The following is a 15,201-nucleotide window of genomic DNA, read 5'->3' as shown; positions in this document are numbered from 1 at the left end:
AGTACTAAGATATTTTTCATGGCTGACGTCTACTTTATTCCCCTTAGATATTTTTGTGTATAATGCCATCAATTCACAAATTAATAATTTTACATTTCAACAACATAAGTTGCAGATGGAGTTCTAATGGCTATAGGGATATGCAGGGTAATTTGTACCACAATCACGCTCACTCTTGGGTTAACGGCTTGCGATAATTCGCTTTCAAACAAGTCAGCTAGCATCCCCACTCAAAGTGAATATCAGATTATTTCCACCGTAAGCCTTGATGATGGCTTTGAAACCCGCAAAGTGATGCAGGCGCGATTGCTGCTGGATTACCAATTGCAAGATGCAGAAGGTAAAGCGGCCAGCTTAACGACGCCGTTAACCCATAACGCCCGCTTTTTTCTCCAACCTAACCTGTTGCAAATAAGCGACTATGGCATGCCTATTCCGGTGAGTAATATCGCCCCCCAAAGCCAGTCCAATGAAATCGTGCAATTGGTTAAAGACGGCTTTAATGTGGAGTTCAACAAGGGTGAAGCGCGGCAGCTAACCCCCATCGCGAAGGTGGATCAAAAAGAGATCATCGAGTTATTTGAGCACTGGATTAATCTTAAATCACTGTTTGAACAGGCTCCAACCTTGCCCGTAGTGCTAGAGCCTAGGGTTGGCTATAGCATTAGCGCCCCCATGGACGCGCGCTTAACTTGGACGGTTGAGCAAGTGACCGAAGATAAGTTATTTGCGGTAGTACAAGGAGAGAAAGACAACTTTAAGGCCTATGGCAAGTTCGAGCTTAACCGCAAAACTGGTTGGTTAGAGAGCATGGCGTTTTTTCAACAGGAAGCGCACCAAGGCAGTACTCTCACTCGCCGCATCGCCATGGCGCCCAAAGATAGCCCTTATATCATGAACATGCTTTGGCATGCCGACGCTCGCTACGATGCCGAGCGTGATATAGATGATCTGCAAAAAGAGCTATACCCCATTAGCGATGTGCCGCGGGAATATAAAGCCCATGATAAGGACTTTATAAAATCCTTATTACCTGATCAGCAAGGCATTCTTGATAATATTGGCCCATGGGGCACTAATACACCAGAAGTGCTGCAATTGCGCTTTGTCCATAATATGAGCCCGCGATATGTGGTTGCCAATGTGCATTATGAAGACTTAGCCGCCTTTGATGCCAGCGGAAATCCGATAGACATTCACTTCTGGCAGCACAGCAGAGGTTTGGCGATGAATTTCAACCGCTCGATTGAATCTTCGGTGGATCTTATCGCCACAGGCTGGGACAACACCGCCAATAAACTCAAGCAGATAGACCATATCACCGCCAAGCTGACCCTTATCCCTGAAAGCAATAAGATAGTCGAAAAGTCGTGGGATGAACTGGTCGCGAATCCTTACGTCTTTGGCGATGCGAGCCTCACAATTCAGGTGCTCGACGCCGAGGCAAAGCTATTTAAAGTCGTAACAAAGCAGAGTAAGACTAAAAACATTAACCTTCCTTTTCAGCAATTTAAAGGGAAGATGGCCGAAGCCCGTCGCGATAGTGATTATCCCAAATGGTTAACGGTGACGGATAAGGAACTGCTGGGGGAATTAATCGGTGTCGATGAGCCTCATCACCTTAGCACCCGCGCCCTGCTACTTAAGTTAGATGAGATCCCTAAAACCGTTGTAATCGTGGAGAGCCAGCCACAGTCGGAGTTAACCCAAACCAAGAACATCCGCTTTGTGACCTTTACCGACTACAACCAAAATCTGGCGAATCCCCTAAGCGAGTTTGGCAATTCAAGCCTTGATAGCTTCCTCTATCAGGATCTTGAGTCATCAAAAGCTGAAATCAGTGCGATCCAAGGGATAAAACCTGAGACTGACAATGGCCATAATCTGTATATTCCTATGTCAGCCGCATTAGCGAGTGCCTGTAAACCTGAAATAGAACAAGGTTTTAATGAAGGGAAACACGCCGTCACTTGGCTGTTTGAGCCCAATGCCCCAAACGGACCAGCCTATACCCTGATGACGCCCGACCGCGAGCGGCAGTTTTTCTACGATAAACACATCCAAGGTAAAATCCATTGCCAAGGTGATATCAGTTGGCAACCCTTAGATCAGGCCGCTAGTCCACGTCCTTGGTTAATCGATTTACAAGCTTGGCTAACAAAAACCGGTTATGACAATGAGCCGAGTAAAGATCTTAAGAACTACTTTAAAGTCGAGGATGCCCAAGGCAAATCCCTAACGATTCGACTGCCCGAAACCCCCGAACTGCGGATTAAAGAGGCGCTGGTCGATGGCCGCGATTTGAGTGTAGCGGGCCCTGCCGCGAAGGTGAGTTATATGACTCTCTCTCAAAATCCCGTCGACATCCCCTATGAATTCACCTTTAAACCTTTGCCATAAGGAGCGGTTATGCGTCTATTTACAGTAAAACGGTTCCTTGGAGCACTGGTACTTGTCAGTATCACTATCAGCACCAATGCCAATGCAGAAAACGTGCTACTCGATGAACATTGGAAGATCGTCAAAAATAAAAAGTTGGCTCGCTACTATTTAAAGCAATCGACTGAAGTTATCGACGGAAATTATAAGGCCGAGATTTATTACAAAGACAACGATATGCTTTTCTGCGCCAGTTCCCTCGCCGATAACAATATCGGTAAAACACTCACCAGTGAACAATTCCGCGGTGCTTATCAATGTTACTTTGAGGATGGCAAGCCCTATGAACAAGGCTTTCGCAACGAGCAAGGCCAACTTCATGGTTTGCTCAAAAAATATATTTCAACGGGCCAATTGTATGTTGAATCACACTATGAAAATGGTGTGAAACAAGGCCTTGAAACGGGTTACTGGGAAGGTGGGAAGATCCGTTACAAAACCATCTATAAAGATGGTAAAGAGGTCGGCATAAGCGAGCTCTTTGATAGCGAGGGAAAGCTTAGGGGCAAGGTCTGTAATAGCGGCACCTGTGTTACCCAGTACTATGACAATGGCAACTTACACCTCGAAATCCCTATGGTGGACGGGCTCACACATGGCAACGAAACAAACTGGGCGTTTGGTAAAATTATCTCGACCCAAGCTTATGTTAAAGGTAAGAAACACGGGGATTACTTCGAATATTTCGACGATGGCAAGGTAAAGCGCCACTACCGCTACCACAATGACTATAAAGTCGGGGAACAGTTGGATTACTATGAAAATGGCCAGATAGCACAAAAGGAAATTATAGAGGCACCATGGAATGTGACCTTATCGGTTCAGTATGATGAAAAGGGCGAAATGCTCAGTTCAACCGAAGAAAAACACCAAAACAACAGTTGGGTTTACCGTAAACATCAACGCTTTAGTGAAGGTCAATTGATCGTAAATACTGAGGAGGACAAGCTTAAAAAATGGGTCCTCAACGAAACATTTGCACAAGGTGAGTTAATTAGCCGCAGCGAGCATATCGATAACAAATTGACCGGGTTATATCTGCAAACCCTGAACCGCACTCAAAGCGTAAAAGTTATTACCCGCGAGTATTTTAAAGAGGGCAAGCGCGAAGGCCCCTACGAAATGCTGAAAATTAAGCATGAAACAGGGGAACAGTGGCTGGCCGAACAAGGCCAATATGCCAACGACAAGCCCGTTGGTGCCTGGAAGAAACAACAAGAAGATGCCACCCTCACCTTTAGCTATGATGCCCAAGGCGAACTCCATGGCGAGTTCCGTAATGAGACAAGTTCAGGGCAATTGCTTGAATTAATAAGCTTTAACCATGGCAACCCCGAAGGATTAGTGCAACGTTACGCCACTAACGGCCAATTGTATGAAAAGGGCGAATACCGCAATGGGCAGCAGGATGGCGACTGGGTGTACACCCATGGTGAGTTCGGTTTCAACCCAAGGCCAAATCCTGAGAGACGTTATTGGTACGGACGCTTCGACCAAGGTAAACAAGTCGGCCATTGGGAACTGCGTAATACTGAAGACTATGTGCTTGAAATAGCTAATTATGACGAGCAAAGCAGGTTTCATGGTAAACAATACGAGTTCAGGGATGATGGCTGGATACAAGTGATTAATAGCTACCATCATGGCGAGTTTTTAAATCAGGAAATACCGCCTCCAGCGATTACCTCGGACGATGTTTTCCCCATTTTTTAGCCTACGGTTTTTGAGTGTGAGGCTTTTAGCCTAAACCGCTGAGTTAATCCAGTAATAAAAACCGAACCGCTGTGCACTGCATTGAGTGCACAGCCCAGTAGGGATCTCCACTACCATATAAACATTTTAAACATTGCTAAAATGACGAACACAGAAAGCAATCCCAGCCAACCGATACAACGAGTCACCACTTTGTAGTGGTCAACTAAATTTGGCCACAGCTTTAGAATCTAACCAAAATCGTCGCTCTGATTCATTTGGGCTCAATCCTGCATTGTAATGATGTGGCCTGACTTCACAGTAATAACCAATGATGTAATCAGTCACATCTTGTTTAGCTTCGCTAAAACTCTTGTAGCCTTGTGTCGGGATCCATTCCGTTTTTAAACTCCTGAAAAATCGCTCCATTGGAGCATTATCCCAGCAGTTACCGCGACGGCTCATGCTCTGGGTTATTTGATATTTCCACAACCGTTGACGGTATTTCAAGCTGGTATAATGGCAGCCTTGGTCTGAGTGGAATATATCGATATAAGACTGCTTTAGTTGGTAAAACTGAGTCGGTGGATGTAGGGAAAACTCTTGTATCGAATCGAGCAGAGTCAACTTGCCCGTTGCCGTCTTTAGGTATTCCTGCGTAATAATCGTGGGTACTGCGATATAAATAGAAGCAATAAGAAGATACATAAAGCGCGAGTGACTTCCCGTAAACTTAAGCAGTTTAAGCCTAGGCCTAAGGAAGAAAAGCAGCAACCAAGGAAGTAACAGAGGTAACCAAAAATAACCTATGTCTTCGTTCACATTAAATAGTTGCAGTAAAAACCAGTGGATAAGGCTGTAGCCTAATATAAATAACCCACTGAGATATAGAACGGGAAAGTAAAGCAGTTGGCGTTTTTTTAACTCTAGATCCACGCGTAAATCATCCTTGAGAACAGCTTAAGTAAATAAGTTAGGCCAAATAGGGGGAAATAAACTAGGAAAACGCATTGCCATTGACATGCATAATGGTAAAAGTCCACACCACAAACGCCAATGGTATATGCACTAAAGCATAGAAAAACTGATCGAGTCGCCCCATGCCTTTTGCCAACCAAATCAAGTACAGATGTAGCGCAATAATAAGCGGAAATAGTGCAAGTAATGGATATAAAGCCACGGGACTGGCATCCGCCAACACACTATGACTGAACAGCGCCCAAGCCACCATAATGGCTGTCGTTATGGGCGGAGTGGCAATGCGATATTGCTCTGGATAGGGAAACATCCTGTGGCCTCTATTTTCTGCATGAATAGACTTAAGATCGGATGGGTAGCCGTACTACCACTTTTGGGCAATCAGCTGCGCTTTAAAACTCACATGTTCCAAGTGAGGTTCACTCAATTGCCCTTCAAAGTAATGCAAAGGTTGCCAGTTAGCAAATGCTGATTTGAGTTCATTTTCAGTCAATAAAAAATCAGGGTTGCGTGGTCGTCCTATTTCAGCTTGGCGCCATGTAAAGGTTTCATAGACAATGAACCCCTTGGATTTAACACTCGCCGTTATCTGCGTCAGCAATGGACGATGCAAATAATTGAACACCAGCACAATATCAAATGCTTCTACAGGCAAAAGGGGGGCCGAATTGGCCTCTAAATCCCATTGAAGTTTATGAGCATTCGAATGTTCAATATGTAAAGCAGACAGCTCCCTATCGATAAAAGTAACGTCGGCGCCTTGCGCTAAGAACCACAGGCCATTACGGCCAGAACCACAGGCTAAATCAAGCACTTTCAAGCCCACTAAAGATGGCCAAGGGAATTGGGTTATTAATGCCGAAGGCTTTAAAAGTGTGCAATCATTTTGAAGCATTAGCCTTTAATCTCTTTTTTAGTTTCAATTTGTCGACGGTGCACAATAGAGTAATGCCGAAGTCCAGCAGGACCATGGGAGACTATAACAGATAAAAACAACACCAGTATAAGCAGCTCAGGTTTATAGCTCGCCAGCGGTACAAACAAGCAGAGTAGACCTATTTTTACTACTGTTAACGCCCCCTTGAGCTGAATAAGCCAGCGCCAATCCCGCACAATTTCCCAACACATTAATATGCTCCCTGTCGACATCGCGATATACCAGTAGTTCAACCACAGGGACTTTTCGACACCGAGTAATATTCCGCCACCCGCACCGACTACCCCGAGTATATGCAAAGCTCTTAAGCTCGTTTTACTCAGTCGCTGTACCCAAAAACGTTTTTCTGACACATGATCTTTATGCATAGATTTAACCTTTAAAAATCACACAGGTAACATATAAGTAAAATAATAATAAATTTTTCACTCAAAAACTGGCGGAATGTCACTTATTATATAATACTTAATCCGGTAAATATTTACGTATTTACACTAGAGAGATTTCACATAAAAATACACAATAAATACAATAAAGTACAAATTAAACACGCCAAGCAAACAAAACTAAAAGTTTAATTAAACTGACCACAATCTAACCTGTGTAAATATGCTATCTACAGCAAGTTTTACTATTTCTAATAAGTGATTCCTCTCGGTTTGACTTCTATTTTTCGCCATATTGCACAATTTAGATATGTTATTTTCGATATAACAATCATTATGTGACGCAAATACACATATACCTCTTTAGATAGTGCTAACTTTGTTAGTGGAGAATGCTCTAAAGTGCGTGAGCTATGAAAAATATCAATATCACGCCACGATGAATAACCCTTATTAAGTAGATGAATGTACGGCGGAGGAACTATCATGTTCACAAGAAAGATTCAAAAAACAGCACTAGCCATGCTGATCTCTGGCGCAATGGCAGGTACTGCCTATGCTGCGCCAGAAGTGCTAGCCGATTTTCACGGTGAAATGGGTAGCTGCGATAGCTGCCACGTTTCAGAAAAAGGTGGCGTCACCAACGACAACCTTACCCATGAAAATGCCCAGTGTGTTAGCTGCCACGGTGATTTAAAAGAATTAGCCGCCGCCGCACCTAAAGACAAAGTATCCCCCCATAAATCTCACTTAATTGGTGAAATCGCTTGTACAAGCTGCCATAAAGGCCATGAAAAATCAGTTACTTATTGTGATGCTTGCCATAGCTTTGGCTTCGATATGCCATACGGTGGTAAGTGGGAACGTAAGTTTGTACCTGTTGATGCTGACAAAGCGGCCCAAGATAAAGCCATTGCCGCTGGCGCAAAAGAAACTACTGATGTCGTAATTATCGGTTCAGGTGGTGCAGGTCTTGCCGCAGCCGTTTCCGCCCGTGATGCTGGCGCAAACGTCATCCTACTTGAAAAAGAACCTGTCCCAGGCGGTAACACTAAACTTGCTGCGGGCGGTATGAACGCTGCTGAAACTAAGCCACAGGCTAAGTTAGGTATCGAAGACAAGAAACAAATCATGATCGACGACACCATGAAAGGTGGCCGTAATATTAACGATCCTGAATTGGTCAAAACCTTAGCCAACAACTCATCAGACTCTATCGATTGGTTAACCTCTATGGGTGCCGATATGACAGACGTTGGCCGTATGGGTGGCGCAAGTGTTAACCGTAGCCACCGTCCAACAGGCGGCGCTGGTGTGGGTGCCCATGTAGCACAAGTCCTTTGGGATAATGCAGTTAAACGCGGTACTGATATTCGCTTAAACAGTCGTGTAGTACGTATTCTTGAAGATAAGAGCGGTAAAATTACCGGCGTATTAGTGAAAGGTGAATACACGGGTTACTACGTGATCAATGCCGATGCTGTCGTTATCGCTGCCGGTGGTTTTGCTAAAAACAATGACCGAGTAGCTAAGTACGATCCTAAGTTAAAAGGCTTTAAAGCAACTAACCACCCAGGCGCTACAGGTGACGGCTTAGACGTTGCTCAGCAAGCTGGTGCAGCGGTCCGTGACCTAGAATTTATCCAAGCTCACCCAACCTACTCCCCAGCAGGCGGCGTGATGATCACCGAAGCTGTACGTGGTAACGGTGCTATCGTGGTTAACCGTGAAGGTAACCGCTTTATGAACGAAATCACCACCCGCGACAAAGCATCTGCGGCGATTCTGCAACAAAAAGGTGAAAGTGCTTATCTGGTATTTGATGATTCAATCCGTAAGAGCTTAAAAGCAATCGAAGGTTATGTGCACCTGAAAATTGTGAAAGAAGGCAAAACTGTTGAAGATCTGGCTAAGCAGTTAGATATCCCAGCAGCTGAATTGGCTAAAACCATCACTGCATACAACGGCTTCGTAAAATCAGGTAAAGATGCTCAATTTGAACGTCCTGATTTACCACGTGAATTAGTTGTTGCACCTTTCTACGCTCTCGAAATCGCACCAGCGGTTCACCACACTATGGGTGGTGTCGTGATTGATACTAAGGCCGAAGTGAAGAGTGAAAAAACGGGTAAGCCTATCGATGGTTTATATGCAGCAGGTGAAGTCACTGGTGGTGTTCACGGTGCTAACCGCTTAGGTGGTAACGCTATCTCCGATATCGTAACTTACGGCCGTATCGCGGGTGCCTCTGCCGCTAAATACGCTAAAGATAAAAAGTAAAATGCAGCAATGAGGGTTAAAGGACTAACCCTAGGCTCATATAGCAGGATTTTTGATATGAGAGCCATTGCTGAACGTTCAAGCAGAATTCAATAAACCAATAAGCGAGCCGTCAGGGTTCGCTTTTTTTTATGTCAAATTGATGATGACGGTCACTCTTTTCGCGGGGTAACCCCCTAAGGCTAAGGACAAAAAGTACTAACTCACTTACACTCATTAACAGATAACAATATCAGGAAACTGGATAGGTGATTGAAATGAGAATTGGATTTTTTAGCGCAAAACAGTACGACATGGAATATTTTAACCGTACCAATGTCGCATTTGGTGCGCAAATAGAGTATTTCGATTATCGCATGTGCATGCAAACGGTCAAACTAGCCGAAGGTTTTGACATCATTTGTGCCTTTGTGAACGACTCACTCTGTGAAGAAGTGCTAGTAGAACTCGCCAAGGGCGGTACAAAAATTATCGCCATGCGCTGCGCAGGCTTTAACAATGTCGATTTAGTCGCCGCTAAACGCTTGGGAATGCAAGTGGTTAACGTGCCCGCCTATTCCCCCGAATCCGTGGCCGAACACACTGTCGCGCTCATGTTAACCCTGAATCGCAAAATTCATAAGGCTTACCAACGCACCCGTGATGCTAACTTCTCCCTCGAAGGTTTGGTTGGCTTTAATATGTTCGGCAAAACAGTCGGTGTGATTGGTACAGGGAAAATCGGTGTGGCGACCATTAAAGTGCTGCTCGGTTTTGGTTGTAAGGTGATCGCCTTCGATCCTTTTATCAACCCAGCAGTATTAGCCCTAAATGTGGAATATCAGGATCTCGATTCCCTTTATGCCAACAGCGATATCATCAGCTTACATTGCCCGCTGACCGCGGATAATCATCACTTACTCAACAAGGAAAGCTTTGCCAAGATGAAACCCGGCGTGATGGTGATTAACACTAGCCGCGGTGGCTTACTCAATGCCTTTGATGCAATGGAAGCCTTAAAACTTGGCCAAATCGGTTCATTGGGGCTGGATGTGTATGAAAACGAAAAAGGTTTATTCTTTGAAGATAAGTCGAATGAAATCATCCAAGACGATGTATTCCGCCGTTTATCTGCTTGCCATAATGTGATTTTCACTGGGCACCAAGCCTTCCTTACCGAAGAAGCCTTAAGCGCTATTGCCAAAACGACCTTGAGCAACCTAAAAGCGCTCTGCGCTGGTGAACTCTCAGGTAATGAATTGTTTTAACTGACAGATAAATTCCTGACTGCTAAAGTGAGGCTTCAATGTTTGCAGCCTCACAGAGGGATCTTAATATGCTAGTCACTCAGGAAACTCAGGATATCTCCACGCCATCAGGGCTGATGCGAACCTATGTCTACCGCCCTGATGCACAAGGGCAGTTCCCTTGCATCATCTTCTACTCCGAGATATTTCAGCAAACCGCACCCATCGCCCGCACCGCCACTATTCTTGCAGGCCATGGTTTTGCCGTATTAGTGCCTGAAGTATTTCATGAACTCAATCCCATAGGCACCGTGCTGGCCTACGATGATCCGGGTAAAGACAAGGGCAACGCCGATAAATTTGCCAAGCCTTTAGAACACCATGATAGCGACACCCAAGCACTGATCGATTTTGCCACTCAGCAAAGCTATTGCAACGGCAAAGTTGGCAGCATGGGAGTGTGTATCGGCGGTCACCTAGCCTACCGCGCCGCGCTCAACCCTTCGATTCTCGGGGCATTTTGCCTTTACCCAACCGATATTCATTCCAATACTCTGCCGTGCGCCTACGGTAATGATTCTCTGAGCCGCAGCGGTGATATTCAAGGGGAATTAGTGATAGTGTTTGGCAAGCAAGACCCCCATGTATCGCCAGAGGGTCGAGTATTAATCCACCAGCAATTAATGGCGCTGAATCGCAATTTCACTTGGCTTGAAGTCAACGCCCAACACGCCTTTATGCGCGATGAAGGTGAACGCTATGATCCCGCATTGGCACTGCAAATGTACCTGCAAGCTGTGGCGTTTTTTCAAAGAGTGCTTCGCTAGGTCAGAAATTAACCATATACGATATTAAATACTTAAGGAAAGAGTCGAAGAAATGAAACCCTATAAAAATTTATCCTCAAAAAACTTAGCGTTACTGTTAATGATTACCCGAGTAACAACCGTTATTTCGCTGTTAGCCGTCGCGCTTTCATTGATTGGCCTAGCAAGTCAGTTTTGGATGACACGCGGACTTGGCCTTAACTTTTGGTCGACTGTGGGCATAGCAACGCTTATCCCCTCCCTACAAGTGCTTTTGGGCTCCGGTATCATAGCTGCTATCATTGCCTTCGAAGAATCTTACCGCCAAAAGTCAGAAGCCTATATTGCATCGTTAAAATAGTACAGCTTTCAACTAAGACTAAAACCTTAAGCATGATTAAGGTTTTAGTTAGATTCTAAAGCCGTGGCTAAATTTAGTTGACCACTACTCGGAGTGTCACTGACTAAATGCATTTAGGTAGAACGAAGCCGGATGTCAGCATCAAAATCCCACCCAACCCATTACAAAATAACAACTCCAATTACTCAAGATCAAACTTCTTCTTCCCCTCAAGTAAAGCCTGACGCTCGGCAAGTGAGCTCTGATCGGACAGCTTTAATACTGCTTTTTGCAACATTAAGTTATTGGGGTAAGTGATGGTATCGCCGTTATCACGGTGAATTAGCACATGGAACAGCGCGATTTCGATAATCACACCACTGATATCTTCATCCTTATCGACCACTCGAATACGTTCACCAATGCGATAGGGAAACACGAAGAAGATCAATACGCCAGACGTTAAGTTACTCAAAATCGACCACTGGGCGACTAAAGCAACGCCCATAACCGCAAAGGCAGAGGACACGAATAGCGATACATCCTGATAACCAAGACCGAGCGAGACAGCCATCAGTGAAAGCGTAATAAAAAACATCACATAGGAGATAAACCGTGTGACTAAACTGGTACGTGCCACGCTTACCTGCTTCAACTGTGCAAGTTTTCTTACCCAATGGGTCAAGGCGCGCTGTAAAAAGATAAACACTGCAATATAAATACAGGCAAGCAGGATTTGATTTGTCATAATAGCCACTCAATTTTGAAACCGTCTGAATTCTAACTTTTTTGCGTAACCAGTTATACCACCCGCAAACAAGCCAAGCAGCAAACAGAGTAACAACACACTATGGTCGATTCTACCCTCTTACATGAAACCCAAGATTCGTTTGGCCCAATTCGCGTGCTCGATTACGACGACTCACGAATACTGTCCTTTGGGGATAATGACGAGCAGAGTAAAATTCTCAAGGCTGCGCCGCATATTCCACAACACACCTATGTGCAGGCCATGTTGTTAGTGCTGCTGTTTTGTAAACCTAAAAGCGCTATCGTACTCGGTTTAGGCGGTGGCGCAATTATTCACGCCCTGCGCCATTTCGATGCGGCGATAAAACTCACTGCGGTAGAATTGCGTCCTGCAGTTATCGAGTTAGCCAAGCGTTATTTCCAATTACCGATAGGTAAAAAACTTAATCTTATCAACGGTGATGCTATTGCCTTTTTGGCCGAGGGTGATCATAAAAAAGTCGATGTGATTTTTGCCGATATCTACAGTGCTAAAGGGGTTGAAACTGGGCAGTTCTCTCCAGTGTTTCTCGGACAATGCACGCAGCTCATTAAACCCAATGGGTATTTAGTGCTCAATTGCTGGAAAGAGCATAGCCAAAATCGCGAATTATTAGCCGACTTACAACAACACTTTGCCCATGTGAACGCTTGCCTGACGGGCGGCGGCAATTGGGTGATTTTTGCCAGTCAATCGCCACAACTTTTAGGTACCTCGGCCCTCAAGAATAGTGCTCAATCGCTATCGCAACCATTGGGCTTTGCCCTTGAGCGATCACTGACACGCTTTGGACCTTGGATTTAAGATTAATATCAGCAAAATAGCTTAAATTAGTTAACCCTAAGGCTGAGCTTTGATATTCTTCTCACACTCCCATGATATGAGCTGTCACCATGAAAAATAATAATAAATTGATGTTAAGCCTTATTACGCTGGCCTGCCTTAACACTGTCAATGCGAACGCAGAAATTTTTAGTTTTGACACTCGTAGTTCACTCAGCTCAGATACATTAGTGCTATTCCAAAGTGCTGATTCCACCACCTATGGTATCGATTTTTTACCTCAGTCGACCCAAGATCAGTTAAACCTTGCCACGGCTGATAACAGTTTTGCGGGCAAACAAGGGGAAATTTTAGAGATTTTAGTACCGAGCGAAATTGGTGCTAAACGGGTATTATTGGTGGGGATTGGTGATGCAACATCATTAACCCCCGGTGATATTAATACTATCGGAGGTAATCTGGCAGCTAAGCTCGAAACTGTTCCGCAAACCAGTGTTCGCGTACTCAGCAAAGGCTTAAGTGCTATGCCGCTATTTGCCTCTGAGCTTGCCCACGGTATTGAGCTACGCAGTTACCGTTATACCCAATTCAAGGCAAGCACCCATGCCGAAAAGAACTATCAAATTGCAGTCGATGATTTAAGTGCCAACCAAAAACACCATAAAAATCTACAGGCGGTTGAAGCGGGTGTGTTTTTAGCGCGCGATCTCACCAATGCCCCTGCGGGGATTATGTACCCCGAAAGCTTTGCCAATGAGGCGAGAAAACTTAAATCCCTCGGGGTTAAAGTCACGGTATTAGAAGCTAAAGATATCGAGCGGTTAAACCTTGGTGCATTAGCGGCGGTAGGCAAAGGGAGTGAACGTCCACCTAAGTTAGTGGTCGCCCATTGGCCAGGCAGTAAAGACGCCCCGATTGCACTAGTCGGCAAAGGTATCACCTTTGACTCTGGCGGTTACAATATTAAAGCTACGGGCACTTCAATCGCCCGCATGAAGTCGGATATGGCGGGTGCAGCCACTGTACTTGGCACGGTTAAAGCGATGGCAATTCAAAAAGCCCCTGTAAACGTCGTTGCCATTATGCCCATGGCAGAAAACATGGTATCGGGCCATGCGATGATTCCAGGAGATGTGATTAAAACTGCCCAAGGTTTAACGGTTGAAGTGCTCAATACCGACGGCGAAGGTCGCTTAGTGCTGGCCGATGGCCTCTGGTATGCCCGTGAAAATTATAAGCCATCGGTGATTATCGATGTTGCAACACTGACGGGGTCAAAAGTGAGTGCGTTAGGTAGCGTTTACTCTGGCTTATTTACGGATTCAGAGCCTTTGGTGCAGCAACTTACCTATGCAGGTCAACAGGTTGGTGAGAAGGTTTGGCGCTTACCCTTAGATCAAGCCTACGATGAAGAACTAAAATCTACCATTGCAGATTTGAAAAACACAGGCAAAGAAGGCAGCGCAGGTGCATCCTCTGCCGCTATGTTTTTAAAACGCTTTGCGGGCGAACAGCCTTGGGCGCACCTCGATATCGCGGGCAATGCCTTAACCGCGACCGATACCGCGGTTGTGCCCGCGGGGGCGACAGGCTACGGTGTGCGTTTACTCAGCACTTGGTTAACTCAGCCAAAAGCGCAGAACTAGAATCTAGAACAGCAGTATCTTGTTTTAATTGAATTTATGTTTTAAGGGATATCACTGATATCCCTTTTTTTATGCCCGTAATTTGTCTCGCCCCATGTTCAGTAAAACAACCTACCAGCACCAAACCCGCGCCAGTCGTGGATAACCCAATTGATTTCAGTCCGAGCTTATCCTGATTCTAGTAAATCGATTAGGATGATAGCTTTTATCCGTTATCTTATTAAGTATCGAATCGGTAATATGCTTTACATCGACGGGGCACAGGCAAACGTCCTCGTTATGAACTTAAGCAATCATCAACTCAATGGAAGCATAAAATGACTCAATCAATTATCAACAGCACAATCAAACCATTCAAAGCCACTGCATTCCACAATGGTGAGTTCGTTCCAGTAACTGAACAAGACCTGTTAGGTAAGTGGTCAGTTGTATTCTTCTACCCTGCTGACTTCACCTTTGTTTGCCCAACAGAATTAGGCGACATGGCAGATCACTACGAAAAACTGCAAGGTATGGGCGTTGAAGTTTACTCAGTATCAACTGACACACACTTTACTCACAAAGCGTGGCATGACACGTCAGACACCATCAAGAAGATCAACTTCCCAATGCTGGCTGACCCAACAGGCACTATCAGCCGTAACTTCGGCGTGATGATTGAAGAAGACGGTTTAGCACTGCGTGGTACTTTCGTGATTAACCCAGAAGGCCAAATCAAGGTCAGCGAAGTGCACGATTTAGGTATCGGCCGTAGCGCTCAAGAGCTTGTTCGTAAAATTCAAGCAGCTCAATATGTTGCAACTCACGATGGCGAAGTTTGCCCAGCTAAATGGCAACCAGGTGACGAAACATTAGCACCGTCTTTAGACCTAGTTGGCAAAATCTAATTTCGTCCACA

13 protein-coding genes and 1 pseudogene are annotated in these 15,201 nt (G+C 45.0%); 9 read left to right on the top strand and 5 right to left on the bottom strand.

The window, feature by feature from the left end; genetic code table 11:
• The first annotated feature begins 126 nt into the window (after positions 1 to 126).
• Together L2744_RS01020 and L2744_RS01015 are read left to right on the top strand one after the other, a co-directional pair.
• On the top strand, positions 127 to 2,400 hold the full coding sequence (locus L2744_RS01020) for a hypothetical protein (RefSeq protein WP_248990299.1): 2,274 nt from the start codon (positions 127 to 129) through the stop codon (positions 2,398 to 2,400).
• Positions 2,401 to 2,409: 9 nt separating this feature from the next.
• Positions 2,410 to 4,152 (top strand): toxin-antitoxin system YwqK family antitoxin, encoded by a 1,743-nt coding sequence (locus L2744_RS01015; RefSeq protein WP_248990298.1) that lies wholly within the window; start codon positions 2,410 to 2,412, stop codon positions 4,150 to 4,152.
• A gap of 201 nt (positions 4,153 to 4,353) precedes the next feature.
• Here L2744_RS01015 and L2744_RS01010 read toward each other — a convergent pair.
• The 4 genes and pseudogenes from L2744_RS01010 to L2744_RS00995 all read right to left on the bottom strand — a co-directional run.
• A pseudogene (locus L2744_RS01010) lies at positions 4,354 to 4,677 on the bottom strand (integrase core domain-containing protein); the annotation flags it as partial.
• 451 nt (positions 4,678 to 5,128) lie between these two features.
• A complete protein-coding gene (locus L2744_RS01005; protein WP_248990297.1) occupies positions 5,129 to 5,419 on the bottom strand; it encodes a hypothetical protein in 291 nt (96 codons plus the stop codon).
• Positions 5,420 to 5,473: 54 nt separating this feature from the next.
• A complete protein-coding gene (locus tag L2744_RS01000) occupies positions 5,474 to 6,004 on the bottom strand; it encodes a class I SAM-dependent methyltransferase (protein WP_248990296.1) in 531 nt (176 codons plus the stop codon).
• A complete protein-coding gene (locus L2744_RS00995) occupies positions 6,004 to 6,414 on the bottom strand; it encodes a hypothetical protein (protein ID WP_248990295.1) in 411 nt (136 codons plus the stop codon). The genes L2744_RS01000 and L2744_RS00995 overlap by 1 nt, the downstream gene beginning before the upstream one ends.
• 504 nt (positions 6,415 to 6,918) lie before the next feature.
• Here L2744_RS00995 and fccA point away from each other — a divergent pair.
• The 4 genes from fccA to L2744_RS00975 all read left to right on the top strand — a co-directional run bounded on the left by fccA (position 6,919) and on the right by L2744_RS00975 (position 11,105).
• Entirely contained in the window at positions 6,919 to 8,712 is a 1,794-nt protein-coding gene (gene fccA / locus L2744_RS00990) for a fumarate reductase flavoprotein subunit FccA (protein ID WP_248990294.1), read from the top strand.
• 257 nt (positions 8,713 to 8,969) lie between these two features.
• Entirely contained in the window at positions 8,970 to 9,959 is a 990-nt protein-coding gene (locus L2744_RS00985) for a 2-hydroxyacid dehydrogenase (RefSeq protein ID WP_248990293.1), read from the top strand.
• A 68-nt stretch (positions 9,960 to 10,027) separates the two neighbouring features.
• Entirely contained in the window at positions 10,028 to 10,765 is a 738-nt protein-coding gene (locus L2744_RS00980) for a dienelactone hydrolase family protein (RefSeq protein ID WP_248990292.1), read from the top strand.
• Between the two features lie 52 nt (positions 10,766 to 10,817).
• Complete coding sequence (locus L2744_RS00975; RefSeq protein ID WP_248990291.1) at positions 10,818 to 11,105, top strand: hypothetical protein; 288 nt, start codon at positions 10,818 to 10,820, stop codon at positions 11,103 to 11,105.
• A 181-nt stretch (positions 11,106 to 11,286) separates the two neighbouring features.
• Here the strand turns inward: L2744_RS00975 and L2744_RS00970 are convergent, their stop codons facing one another.
• The gene (locus L2744_RS00970) at positions 11,287 to 11,832 is read right to left on the bottom strand and encodes a mechanosensitive ion channel family protein (RefSeq protein ID WP_248990290.1); all 546 of its coding nucleotides are present in this window, start codon (positions 11,830 to 11,832) and stop codon (positions 11,287 to 11,289) included.
• Between the two features lie 102 nt (positions 11,833 to 11,934).
• Here L2744_RS00970 and L2744_RS00965 point away from each other — a divergent pair, with 102 nt between their 5' ends.
• The 3 genes from L2744_RS00965 (at position 11,935) to ahpC (ending at position 15,190) form a co-directional block, all read left to right on the top strand.
• Positions 11,935 to 12,678: a spermidine synthase gene (locus L2744_RS00965; protein WP_248990289.1), complete on the top strand. Its 744-nt coding sequence runs from the start codon at positions 11,935 to 11,937 to the stop codon at positions 12,676 to 12,678.
• A gap of 89 nt (positions 12,679 to 12,767) precedes the next feature.
• Entirely contained in the window at positions 12,768 to 14,303 is a 1,536-nt protein-coding gene (locus L2744_RS00960; protein ID WP_248990288.1) for a leucyl aminopeptidase, read from the top strand.
• A gap of 317 nt (positions 14,304 to 14,620) precedes the next feature.
• Complete coding sequence (ahpC, locus tag L2744_RS00955; RefSeq protein ID WP_105250080.1) at positions 14,621 to 15,190, top strand: alkyl hydroperoxide reductase subunit C; 570 nt, start codon at positions 14,621 to 14,623, stop codon at positions 15,188 to 15,190.
• Positions 15,191 to 15,201 lie beyond the last annotated feature (11 nt).

It is taken from the genome of Shewanella profunda (genome assembly GCF_023283765.1).
In the GTDB taxonomy this organism is placed as follows: domain Bacteria; phylum Pseudomonadota; class Gammaproteobacteria; order Enterobacterales; family Shewanellaceae; genus Shewanella; species Shewanella profunda.
This window is presented reverse-complemented; position numbering and strand designations above follow the sequence as displayed.

Coding starts and splice junctions, on each gene's coding strand:
- L2744_RS01005 (WP_248990297.1), bottom strand. CDS start 5,419: ATGTTTCCCTATCCAGAGCAATATCGCATTGCCACTCCGCCCATAACG.
- L2744_RS00970 (WP_248990290.1), bottom strand. CDS start 11,832: ATGACAAATCAAATCCTGCTTGCCTGTATTTATATTGCAGTGTTTATC.
- L2744_RS01020 (WP_248990299.1), top strand. CDS start 127: ATGGCTATAGGGATATGCAGGGTAATTTGTACCACAATCACGCTCACT.
- L2744_RS00960 (WP_248990288.1), top strand. CDS start 12,768: ATGAAAAATAATAATAAATTGATGTTAAGCCTTATTACGCTGGCCTGC.
- L2744_RS00980 (WP_248990292.1), top strand. CDS start 10,028: ATGCTAGTCACTCAGGAAACTCAGGATATCTCCACGCCATCAGGGCTG.
- L2744_RS01015 (WP_248990298.1), top strand. CDS start 2,410: ATGCGTCTATTTACAGTAAAACGGTTCCTTGGAGCACTGGTACTTGTC.
- fccA (WP_248990294.1), top strand. CDS start 6,919: ATGTTCACAAGAAAGATTCAAAAAACAGCACTAGCCATGCTGATCTCT.
- L2744_RS00965 (WP_248990289.1), top strand. CDS start 11,935: ATGGTCGATTCTACCCTCTTACATGAAACCCAAGATTCGTTTGGCCCA.
- L2744_RS00995 (WP_248990295.1), bottom strand. CDS start 6,414: ATGCATAAAGATCATGTGTCAGAAAAACGTTTTTGGGTACAGCGACTG.
- ahpC (WP_105250080.1), top strand. CDS start 14,621: ATGACTCAATCAATTATCAACAGCACAATCAAACCATTCAAAGCCACT.
- L2744_RS00985 (WP_248990293.1), top strand. CDS start 8,970: ATGAGAATTGGATTTTTTAGCGCAAAACAGTACGACATGGAATATTTT.
- L2744_RS01000 (WP_248990296.1), bottom strand. CDS start 6,004: ATGCTTCAAAATGATTGCACACTTTTAAAGCCTTCGGCATTAATAACC.
- L2744_RS00975 (WP_248990291.1), top strand. CDS start 10,818: ATGAAACCCTATAAAAATTTATCCTCAAAAAACTTAGCGTTACTGTTA.